At 72.7% G+C, this 9,867-nt stretch carries 9 protein-coding genes; 8 read left to right on the top strand and 1 reads right to left on the bottom strand.

The annotated features are described in order from the left end of the window. Nucleotides 1-104: 104 nt before the first annotated feature. Entirely contained in the window at nucleotides 105-983 is an 879-nt protein-coding gene (locus ACZDWJ_RS13610; RefSeq protein WP_463521528.1) for a sigma-70 family RNA polymerase sigma factor, read from the bottom strand. Between the two features lie 403 nt (nucleotides 984-1,386). Between ACZDWJ_RS13610 and ACZDWJ_RS13605 the strand changes: the two genes are divergently transcribed. From ACZDWJ_RS13605 to ACZDWJ_RS13570, 8 genes are all read left to right on the top strand, one after another. Further along, a complete protein-coding gene (locus ACZDWJ_RS13605) occupies nucleotides 1,387-1,872 on the top strand; it encodes a flagellar protein FlgN (protein ID WP_463521526.1) in 486 nt (161 codons plus the stop codon). Beyond that, complete coding sequence (flgK, locus tag ACZDWJ_RS13600) at nucleotides 1,872-3,263, top strand: flagellar hook-associated protein FlgK (RefSeq protein ID WP_463521525.1); 1,392 nt, start codon at nucleotides 1,872-1,874, stop codon at nucleotides 3,261-3,263. Before ACZDWJ_RS13605 ends, flgK begins: the two co-directional genes overlap by 1 nt. Continuing rightward, on the top strand, nucleotides 3,260-4,153 hold the full coding sequence (gene flgL, locus ACZDWJ_RS13595) for a flagellar hook-associated protein FlgL (RefSeq protein ID WP_463521523.1): 894 nt from the start codon (nucleotides 3,260-3,262) through the stop codon (nucleotides 4,151-4,153). Before flgK ends, flgL begins: the two co-directional genes overlap by 4 nt. Before the next feature lie 5 nt (nucleotides 4,154-4,158). Then, nucleotides 4,159-4,611, top strand: a complete 453-nt coding sequence (gene fliW, locus ACZDWJ_RS13590; protein ID WP_463521521.1) for a flagellar assembly protein FliW — start codon at nucleotides 4,159-4,161, stop codon at nucleotides 4,609-4,611. Between the two features lie 28 nt (nucleotides 4,612-4,639). Beyond that, nucleotides 4,640-4,927: a carbon storage regulator CsrA gene (csrA, locus tag ACZDWJ_RS13585; protein ID WP_463521519.1), complete on the top strand. Its 288-nt coding sequence runs from the start codon at nucleotides 4,640-4,642 to the stop codon at nucleotides 4,925-4,927. A 196-nt stretch (nucleotides 4,928-5,123) separates the two neighbouring features. Then, nucleotides 5,124-7,352, top strand: coding sequence for a chemotaxis protein CheA (locus tag ACZDWJ_RS13580; RefSeq protein WP_463521517.1), 2,229 nt, complete (start codon nucleotides 5,124-5,126; stop codon nucleotides 7,350-7,352). Next, nucleotides 7,349-7,840 carry a chemotaxis protein CheW gene (locus ACZDWJ_RS13575; RefSeq protein ID WP_463521515.1) on the top strand — a complete coding sequence of 164 codons (492 nt, stop codon included), beginning with the start codon at nucleotides 7,349-7,351 and terminating at the stop codon, nucleotides 7,838-7,840. Before ACZDWJ_RS13580 ends, ACZDWJ_RS13575 begins: the two co-directional genes overlap by 4 nt. After that, nucleotides 7,837-9,768, top strand: a complete 1,932-nt coding sequence (locus tag ACZDWJ_RS13570) for a methyl-accepting chemotaxis protein (protein ID WP_463521513.1) — start codon at nucleotides 7,837-7,839, stop codon at nucleotides 9,766-9,768. The genes ACZDWJ_RS13575 and ACZDWJ_RS13570 overlap by 4 nt, the downstream gene beginning before the upstream one ends. The last annotated feature ends 99 nt before the right edge of the window (nucleotides 9,769-9,867 follow it).

Here is a 9,867-nt window from a genome sequence, read left to right as displayed (position 1 = left end):
TCGCGTCGGTCTGGTGCCGGTGTGGCCACAGCTGCAGGCTCCCCGCCAGCGGGCCCTCGGCCGTGGTGCGGATGTCTGCCGGATGTCTGCCGGAGTCAGCCGGCTCAGCCGGCGGAGTGCAGCTGCTGGCTCACCACCGGGACGCCGCGGTGCGAGGCGTGCCGGGCGGCGACGGCGTCGAAGTAGGCGGCGCGACGCTGCGCGGCGCAGCCGTCGGGACGCGGGTGGGCCGGCACCAGGGCCGGGTCGAGCGCGGAGTTCATCGCATCGCGCAGCAGCACGAGCGCCTCGGCGCGGATCTGGGAGACCCGCGACTCCGTGACGCCCAGGGTCGCGGCGATCTCGGCCATCGGCCGCTCGGCGAGGAAGTACTCCCGCACGACGATGCGCAGTCGCTCGGGCAGCTCCTCGATCGCGTCGACGAGGTAGGCCAGGCGCTCGCGGTGCTCGACGAGCTCCTCGGGCGTGGGGCCGTCGCTGACGAGCAGCTCCTCGAACGGCGTCTCCGAGCCGCCCTGGAGGGACAGCACGTTGGCGCGGGCGACGTCGCCGTCGTTGTTCTCGATCTCCGCCACCGAGATGCCGAGCTCGGCGGCCACCTCGGCGTTGTCGGCGGCGCGGCCCAGGCGGGCGGCGAGCCTGCTGCGGGCCTCGTCGAGCTCACGGCCGCGGCGACGCACCGAGCGCGAGGCCCAGTCGATGCCGCGCAGCTCGTCGAGGATCGCGCCGCGGATGCGGCTCGCGGCGTAGCGGGTGAACGGGACGCCCCGGCCGGGCTCGAAGGCCCGCGCCGCCTTGACCAGCGCGGTCAGGCCGGCGGAGTGCAGGTCGTCACGGCTGACGTGCGCCGGCACCCGGCTCATGGTCTCCCGCACGATGTGCGAGACCAGGCCCATGTGCGCCACGACGAGCTCGTCGGTGTCGACGGGCGTCGGCAGGTGCTCGACGTTGTCGTAGGCGTCGAAGCCCTCCGCCGCGCTCATCGGGCCCACCGGCCCTGCTCGACGACGTCGACGACCGGACGGCCGCCCTCTTCCTTGCGAAGCCACTGAACGCGCATCGCTATCCCCCCCTGGTTCTCATGCTTCTGTCGAGGCCCTCCCTGACACCCGACGTCCCAGACTCTGCACCCGCACCCCGGCGGATGCCTAAGGAAAAGATGAGGAACCACCCGTTGTGACTACATGGTCGATCTGATCGTCGTCGGCCGGCGGGACCTCAGGCCCACGATCGGGGGCCTGGTGTTGAGAGGGCGTTGAGATTCGGGGGAGTGGCGGCAGGAGCCGTGGGCCCGGTTCGCTCAGGTCCTGCTCGCGGACGCCGATGGGTCTCCCGTCAGCAGATCGGGCTGCCTGATCGACTCGAACCAGCGAAGGAGTCACCGACGTGGAGAAGCTCTCCCAGATCCTCTGGCGCGAGCGCGACCTTCTCGAGCTGCTCCTCTATCGCCTCGAGGTGGAGCAGCTCGTCCTGGCCAGCGCCCGCACGACGTGGCTCATGCGCGCCGCGCGCGAGGTCGAGCAGACCCTGGAGACGCTGCGGGAGACCGAGGTGCTGCGCGCCGTCGCCGCCGACGAGGCCGCCTCGATGGTCGGCCTGGCGCCGAACCCGTCGCTGTCCGCGCTGGCCGAGGCCTCGCCGGAGCCGTGGCGCACGATCCTGCTGGACCACCGCGAGGCGTTCGCCGCCGTCACCCGCCAGATCACCGAGATGGCCGACGCCAACCGCGACCTCATCACCAGCGGCTACCACTCCGCGCGCGAGACGCTGCTCGCGCTCGGGGACGACCACGCCGAGAAGCAGGGCTACAGCCCCGACGGCACCGCCGTCGGCGGCCCGGCCGGACCTCGCCTGGTCGACCGGAGCCTGTGATGGTCGGCTCCTTCTCCTCGCTCAACACCGCGCTCACCGCGCTGCGCTACACCTCGGCGTCGCTGGAGACCGCGAGCAACAACATCGCCAACGTCACCACCGAGGGCTACACCAGACGCCGGGTGCTCGGCGAGGCGATCGGCGCGCCGTCCGCGCCGGCCCAGTGGTCGCGCTACGACGGCGTCGGCGGTGGCGTGTCCACCCGGGGCGTCCAGCGGCTCAACGACGACCTCCTCGACGCGCGCTCGCGCACCCAGCACGGCACCCAGACCTACCTCGACGTCCGCTCGACCGTGCTGCAGCGCGTCGAGAGCGGCATCGGCGAGCCGGGCGACAACGGCGTCTCGGCGGCCTTGAAGGACTTCCGCGCCTCGTGGCACAACCTCGCCAACGACCCCGGCAGCTCGGCGGTCCGCCAGACCGTGCTGAGCTCGGCCACCGCCCTCGCCGACGCGATCCACGCCCAGGCCGGCGCCGTCGCCGCCGAGACCGCGAATCAGCGCAGCCACCTGCTGTCCTCGGTGAGCGAGGCCAACACCGTCGCCTCGCAGCTGGCCGACACCAACCGCACCATCACCGCGTCCTCGCTCGACGGCGTCGACGTCTCCAACCTCCTCGACCAGCGCGACCAGCTCGGCATGCGCCTGGCCGAGCTCACCGGCGGCACCGTGTCGGTGCGCTCCGACGGCGGCCTCGACGTGGTCGTCGGCGGCGCCTCGCTGGTCAACGGCCCCGTCGCCGGACGGCTCTCGGTGGCCTCCGGTGTCAATCCCGACGGCACCGCGGACGGCAACCCGCTGTCGCTGGCGATCACCTCGGGCGCCACGACGACGCCGGTCGCCGGCCTGACCGGCGAGATCGGCGCGGTCAGCGACCTGCTCACCACGACGCTGCCGGCGTACACCGCCGGCCTGAACGCCGTGGCCCGCTCGCTGGCCGACTCGGTCAACGCGATCCACCAGGGCGGCTACGACCAGTCCGGCGCGGCCGGTGGTCCCCTGCTCTCCTACACCGCCGGCGACGAGGCCGCCTCGCTGGCCGTCACGATCACCGACACCTCGAGGCTGGCCGCCTCCGGCGTCGCCGGCGGCGGCCTCGACGGATCGATCGCCGACCGCCTCGGCACCAGCGGCTCCCTCGAGGGCGACTACCAGCGCCTGGTCACCGGCTTCGGCACCGAGGTCGCCTCGGTGAAGCGGCAGGCGAGCACCCAGCGGCTGCTCACCACGCAGATCGACAACGCGCGCCAGCAGCTCTCCGGCGTCAACCTCGACGAGGAGATGGTCTCGATGATGACCGCGCAGCGCGCCTACGAGGCCGCGGCCCGGGTGATGACGACGGTCGACGCCGTCCTCGACACCCTCATCAACCGCACCGGGATCACGCGATGAGCACCGTCCGCGTCACCCAGCCGATGATGGTGGCCACCTCGCTGCGCAACCTGCAGTCCGGCCTCTCCAAGTACGCCGACCTGCAGGAGCAGCTCTCCACCGGCAAGGTCCTCAACCGGGCCTCGGACTCGCCGACCGACGCCACCGCCTCGATGCGCACGCGGGTCTCCATCGGCGACACCGAGCGCTACGTCCGCAACGCCGAGAACGGCATCGGCTGGCTCAACACCGCCGACACCACGCTCTCGACGATGGGCAGCACCGTGCGCCGCGCCCGCGAGCTCGCCCTCCAGGGTGCGAGCACCGGCTCGTCCTCGGCGACGGCGCGCGAGTCGCTGGCCGTCGAGGTCGACCAGCTGCGCGCCGACCTGATCTCCCAGGCCAACACCACCTACCTGGGCCGCCCGATCCTCGGCGGCACCACCGCCGGCTCGGCCGCCTTCGACGCCACCACCGGCCACTACGTCGGCGACACCGGACAGGTGCAGCGCACCATCGCCGACGGCGTGAAGGTGCGCGTGGACGTGTCCGGCACCGACGTCGTCGGGCCCGACGGCGCCTCGGCCTTCGACGAGCTCGCCGACCTCTCCACCGCCCTGCGCGCGGGGGACCAGGCCGGCATGCAGACGGCCCTGGCCAGGCTGAGCGCCCGCCAGAACGCGATCACGACGGCCCAGGCCACCGTGGGCGCGGCCTACAACCGCGTCGACGGCGCGGCCCAGAAGGGCAAGGACGCGCTGATCGCCCTGCGCACCTCGCTCTCCGAGGTCGAGGACGCCGACCTCCCCAAGACCATGGTCGACCTGCAGATGCAGCAGGTCGCCTACCAGGCCGCGCTTTCCGCGACGGCCAAGGTGATGCAGCCCAGCCTGATCGACTTCCTGAGGTGACCACGATGATCGCGACCGACCTCCACCCCGTCAGCCCCGTCAGCCCCGTCAGCCCCGCGGCCGACGACGCTCCGGCCGAGCTGCCGGTGCTGCGCTTCGTGCGGCCGATGCCGGGCTTCGCCGACGCCGGCGAGTTCGCCCTCGTCCAGCTCGACGACGACGGCGTGCTGTGCGCGCTGCGCTCGGTGGCCGACCCCGACCTGCGCTTCCTCGTCGTGCCGCCGCAGGTCTTCTTCCCCGACTACGCCCCCGAGCTGCCCGACGCCGTCGTCGCCGAGCTCGGCATCGCGCGCGCCGAGGACGTCCTGGTGCTCGTCGTGCTCAACGCCGGCACCGGCCTGGCCGACACCACCGCCAACCTGCTCGCGCCGATCGTCGTCGACACCGTCTCGCGGCGCGCCGCGCAGGTCATCCTCGACGACGCCGACCTGCCGATCCGCGCGGCCCTGCTGCCCTGATCAGGGTCGGACCGGTAGCGTTCCCCGCATGCTGGTCCTGAGTCGCCGCGTCGGCGAGAGCGTCGTGATCGGGGACGACGTCACCATCACGATCCTCGAGGTGCGAGGCGACGTGGTGCGGGTCGGCATCGACGCTCCCCGCTCGGTGGCCGTCAACCGCGCCGAGCTGCTCCAGGAGCTCGGCGACTCCAACCAGGCCGCGGCCTCGCCGGACGACGCCACCGTCGCCTCCCTCGCGCAGGCGCTGCGCGACCAGCGCACCCCGCGTCCCCAGCCGCCCGCCGCCCCGGCGCCCCAGGACGATCCCACCGACTGACCGGCCCCTGACCGGCCCCTGACACGCCCCTGACACGCCCCTGACACGCCCGCCCTCCCGCTCCGGGACGGCGGGCGTCGTGCGTCCGGGTGGTCCCGCGGGTGCCCTCCGGGCGGGGGGACCGGACCAGACGACCCCTCAGGTGCCCTTCCGCTGCGCCGATGGTCCAGGCGTCCACCACGGAAGGAGGATGCCCATGAACGAGGATGCCGAGATCGTCGCGGAGTTCCTGGTCGAGAGCCACGAGAACCTCGACCAGCTCGATCGCGACCTCGTCGAGCTGGAGCAGTCGCCCGAGTCGCGGGAGCTGCTGTCCAGCATCTTCCGCACGATCCACACCATCAAGGGGACCAGCGGGTTCCTCGCCTTCGGCCGCCTCGAGCGGCTCACGCACGTCGGGGAGAACCTGCTCTCCCGCCTGCGCGACGGCAAGATGACCATGGACTCCGAGATCGCCGGCGTGCTGCTGCGGATGGTCGACACCGTCCGCGCGCTGCTGGAGGCGATCGAGGCCGACGGCACCGACGAGGCGCCCAGCGTGCCCGTCGACGACGTCGTCGCCCACCTCGAGGCCACGCTCGCCGGCACCCCGCGTGCCGCCGCCGAGCCCGCTGAGCCCGCTGCCGAGGCGATCCCCGAGCCGGTCGTGGAGGCCGTCGAGGCCGTCGTCGAGCCCGTCGTCGAGCCCGTCGCCCAGCCCGTCGTTGAGCCTGTCCTCGAGGCGGCCGCCGTCGTCGAGGCGCTCGCCGAGGAGCCGGAGCACCACGAGGAGGAGACCGCCAAGCGCGGCGTCGTCGACTCCTCGGTGCGCGTCGACATCGACCTCCTCGACGGGCTCGTGCAGCTCGTCGGCGAGCTGGTGCTCACCCGCAACCAGATCCTGCAGCGCACCGACGACGCCGACGACGTCGAGCTCGTCCGCGCCGCGCAGCGCCTCGACCTCGTGGCCTCGGAGCTGCAGGAGAGCGTCATGCGCACCCGCATGCAGCCCATCGGCCAGGTCTGGTCGAAGATGCCGCGGATCGTGCGCGACCTGGCCCACCAGCTCGGCCGCGAGGTCAACCTGGAGATGGAGGGCCACGAGACCGAGCTCGACCGCTCGCTGCTCGAGGCGCTCAAGGGCCCGCTGACCCACCTGGTGCGCAACTCCCTCGACCACGGCATCGAGCCGCCGGCCGACCGCATCGCCGCCGGCAAGCCCACCCAGGGACGCCTCGCGCTGCGCGCCTTCCACGAGAGCGGCCAGGTGGTCGTCGAGATCACCGACGACGGCCGCGGCATGGACCCCGACAAGATCGCGACGGCCGCCGTCGCCCGCGGCGTCGTCTCCCGCGAGGCGATCACCCGCATGGAGACCCGCGAGATCCTCGACCTGATCTTCCGGCCCGGCTTCTCGACCGCCGCCCAGGTCACCAACGTGTCGGGCCGCGGCGTCGGCATGGACGTCGTGCGCACCAGCATCGAGCGCATCGGCGGCAGCGTCGACCTCGCCAGCGTGGTCGGCTCCGGCACCACGGTCCGCGTCCGGATCCCGCTGACGCTGGCCATCATCCCGGCGCTGGTCGTCGGCGAGACCGGCGAGCGCTACGCCATCCCGCAGGCCAACCTCGTCGAGCTCGTCCGGCTCGAGGGCCGCGACCTGCGCGACAGCGTCGAGGTGCTCGCCGGCGCCCCGGTGCTGCGGCTGCGCGGACGCCTGCTGCCGCTGGTGACCCTCGCGGAGGCCCTCGGCGGCCCGGCCCTCAAGGTCGGCTCCGTCGACGCCCTCACCATCGTGGTCGTCCAGGCCGACGACACCCGCTTCGGCCTGTGCGTCACCGAGGTCCACGACACCCAGGAGATCGTCGTCAAGCCGATCGGCCGCCAGCTCAAGGCGCTGCCGATGTACGCCGGGGCCACGATCATGGGCGACGGCCGCGTCGCGCTGATCCTCGACGTCGCCGGCATCGCCCGCGACCGCGAGCTGGCCACCGTGGCCCAGCCCGACGAGGGCCACCGCTCCGACGCCGTCGACAGCCGGGCGCTGCTCGTGCTCGAGATCGCCTCGGGTCGTCGGGCGGCCCTGCCGCTCACCGCCGTCTCGCGGCTGGAGGAGTTCGACCTCGCCCGGGTCGAGCGCTCCGGCTCCGCCGAGGTCGTCCAGTACCGCGACGGGATCCTGCCGCTGGTGCGGCTGGCCTCCGCCATCGGCCTGGTCGAGTCCGCCGAGGCCACCGAGCAGATCTCGGTGGTCGTGCACGAGGAGGAGGGCCGACGCGTGGGCATCGTCATCGACCGGGTGCTCGACGTCGTCGAGGAGGCCGTCGTGGCCACGGAGGTCGGGCGTCGTCCCGGCGTCCTCGGCTCGGCCGTGGTCCAGGACCGCGTCACCGACCTCGTCGACCTCGACGCCGTCGTCCGACCCCTCATGGCAGGTGCGCGATGACCGCCACCACCGCGGCGACCGCCGCCACCCGCACCGGCGTCCGGCAGCTGTGCACGTTCTGGGTCGACGGCCTGTTCTTCGGCGTCGACGTGGAGTGGGTGCAGGAGGTGCTGCGCTACCAGGAGATGACCGTGGTGCCGTGCGCGCCGGAGTCCGTGCTCGGCCTGATCAACCTGCGCGGGCAGATCGTCACCGCGCTCGACCTGCGCTGCCGCCTCGCGCTGCCGCCCCGGGCCGAGGGCGTGCTGCCGATGAACGTCATCGTCCGCTCGCGCGGCGAGGTCGTCTCGCTGCTCGTCGACGACATCGGCGAGGTCATCGACGCCGACCTGCGCGACCTTCAGGTCACGCCGGCCAACCTTCCCGCGACGGTCCAGGACGCCGTCGTCGGGGTGATGCCCCGTCCCGGGGCCATCCTGCTCGTCCTGGACGCCGACCGGGCCGTGGACGTCTCCACGCTCGCCGAGACCACCGGAGGAACCCCGTGACCGAGCTCATCGACGGTCCCCAGCACACCGCTGCACCCGTCCCCACCGCCCTGGACGCCGCGCCCGTCTCGACCGAGGCCGTCGACCTGGCCTCGCTGCCGGGCATCCTCGACGTCGTCCCGAGCCGGGTGATGATCGCCGACCGCGACTTCACCATCACCTACGTCAACGAGGCGACCCGGGAGGGCCTGCTGCGGCTGGCCGACTGGCTGCCGATCTCGCCGTCGGCGATCGTCGGCTCGAACCTCGACATCTTCCACAAGAACCCCGACTACCAGCGCGCCATCCTCGCCGACCCGAGCCTGCTGCCGCGTCGCGCGAACATCTCGATCGGCCCGGAGACCCTCGACCTCCAGGTGCACGCCATCCGCGACCGCGAGGGTCAGTACGTCGGCGCCATGGCCACGTGGGAGAACATCACCGACAAGCTGCGCTCCGAGCGCGAGCTCGCCGAGACCCTCAGCGACTCCGCGGCGGTCAACCGCGTCCTCGCCGTCATCGGCCAGGCCTCGACCGTCGAGGACGCCGCCCGCACCGTGCTCGACACCGTGCGCGAGGAGTTCGGCTGGGCCTACGGCTCGTACTGGAAGATCGACGAGTCCGACGACCGCCTGCACTTCAACCTCGAGTCCGGCGACGCCGGCCCGGAGTTCCGCAAGGTCACCCTCGAGGCGTCCTTCGCCCGCGGCGTCGGCCTCTCGGGTCGTGCCTGGGCCACCGAGGACCTCTTCTTCACCCAGGACATCGGCGAGATGACCGACTGCGTGCGGGCGCCCGTCGCCCAGCGCGTCGGCGTGAAGTCCGGCGTCTGCTTCCCGATCATGATCGGCGGCCAGGTCGTCGGCACGATGGACTTCTTCGCCACCGAGACCCTGCACCCGACCGTGGGCCGTCTCGAGGCGCTGCGCAACGTCGGCCGGATCTTCTCCAGCGCGCTGGAGCGCATCGCCAAGGAGGAGCGCGAGCGCATCGAGGCCGCCGAGATGGCCGCCAAGGTCGACTCCGTCCTCGAGGTCGTGCGGGCGGCCGCCGCCGGCGACCTGACCCGTCCGGTCACCGTGTCGGGGGAGGACGCCGTCGGCCAGCTCGCCGGGGGCCTGAGCGTCCTGCTGGAGGCGCTGCGCGAGTCGATGGCCAACATCGGCGCCACCGCCCAGGAGCTGGAGATCTCCGCCGAGCAGCTGACGATCCTCGCCCAGGGCATGGGCGACGGGGCGTCGATGACCTCCGACCGCGCCGCCTCGGCCAGCGCGGCCTCGGAGGAGGTCAGCGTCTCCATCCAGACCGTCGCCTCGGCGGCGGAGGAGATGACGGCCTCGATCCGCGAGATCGCGCAGAACGCCACCGAGGCCTCCACCGTGGCCACCACGGCCGTGCACACGGCGTCCTCGGCCCAGGAGACCGTCTCCAACCTCGGCGACTCCTCCGCGGAGATCGGCCAGGTCATCAAGGTGATCACCTCGATCGCCCAGCAGACCAACCTCCTGGCCCTCAACGCCACCATCGAGGCCGCCCGGGCCGGCGATGCCGGCAAGGGCTTCGCGGTGGTCGCCAACGAGGTCAAGGAGCTGGCCAAGGAGACCGCCAAGGCCACCGAGGACATCGGCCGCAAGATCGAGGCGATCCAGGGCGACACCCAGGGCGCGGTCACCGCGATCAGCGAGATCTCCGAGGTCATCGGCCGGATCAACGACATCCAGACGACGATCGCCTCGGCGGTGGAGGAGCAGACGGCCACCACCAACGAGATCGCCCGCTCGGTCACCGAGGCCGCCACGGGCGCCGGGGGCATCGCCGAGGACGTCACCCGGGTCGCGACCGCCGCCGGCGACACCAGCGAGGGCGCGCAGAACACCCTCCAGGCCGCCACCCAGCTGGCCGGCATGGCCAGTCAGCTCAAGACGCTGATCTCCCGGTTCACCATCTGAGTCCGAGAGCAGTCCCTGGACCAGTCCCGAGAGCAGTCCGAACAGCACACGAGGCGGCCCCCCGCGTGGGGGACCGCCTCGTGGGGCGTCGTGGGGGAC

The organism is Nocardioides sp. B129/18, assembly GCF_055282735.1.
The sequence above is the reverse complement of the archived record's forward strand: the minus strand, read 5'-3'. Positions and strand labels throughout refer to the sequence as shown.